This is a genomic window from Erwinia sp. MYb416, assembly GCF_037479575.1.
Taxonomy (GTDB): Bacteria; Pseudomonadota; Gammaproteobacteria; order Enterobacterales; family Enterobacteriaceae; genus Erwinia; species Erwinia rhapontici.
The window spans coordinates 2,262-3,075 of record NZ_JBBGYT010000104.1 but is presented as its reverse complement, the minus strand read 5'-3'; the positions used below and the strand labels follow the sequence as shown (position 1 = coordinate 3,075).

Genomic DNA, 814 nt, shown 5'->3' with positions numbered 1-814 from the left:
GCTCGGGAGTTTCTTCACCGAGGCTGTCCCTTAAGGAGTGCCGGATTGCCAGCAAAGACTTCACCGCACGGCTCAAAGAGATAATCTCTTTATCAGCCTGTTGATACCACTCCTCTAACATTGCAGAGATCATCGCCTCGGGAAGCGCATCCGGCTCACGAGGAGTGGCGAAAGATTTCTCAAAATCCTTTAAAGCAATAACCTGACCCGCCGCTTTAGGCAATTTGTGATTTCTTAAGTCTGTAATTAACCCTGAAGTATCATCCAGTTCTGAAAATGCATTAGCCCGCATTACTGGCTCAAAATCACCTTCATCAAACAATAAGGGGTAATACTGTTCAGGGAAAATATCGATGAGTGCTTTTAGAGCTGTGATTCCTTCCTCTACCGCCACTAAACCGATCTGCCGTAGGCGACAGCGGATCATAATAATAAACAAACGCACATCTTTGCTTTTTTGCATCAGGGCAGCACACTCGCGCTGCACTTCCGACCAATTTACAGGTTCCGCCTGTTCAACAAAATTACCGTATTCAGCGCCCTGCTTCGGTTGAATGTTAGACAGAAGAAGAATAAAGGCAGAGTCATACTCAAGACTGTCACCACATGGAAATTCATCCGATACGGGCTGCAAAAATTCACTGTAAAATTGACTTATTTCAGTGATGATAGTATCAGACACAGGCTCCCTCCTAATTAACATCTGGTATATATGCCCATCCCCGGCATACACATGATAAAAACCACATCATAACTTAGCTGTGGCAATAAATTTCTGGTTCAAAGCTCATGCCAGAAACCGGTTCTATGTTAT

At 44.3% G+C, this 814-nt stretch carries 1 protein-coding gene; it reads right to left on the bottom strand.

Translation table 11 applies throughout. The annotated features are described in order from the left end of the window. Positions 1 to 682: type VI secretion system protein TssA (locus WH277_RS00935; RefSeq protein ID WP_339503843.1), on the bottom strand; the 682-nt coding region annotated here is incomplete at its 3' end. Positions 683 to 814: the final 132 nt, after the last annotated feature.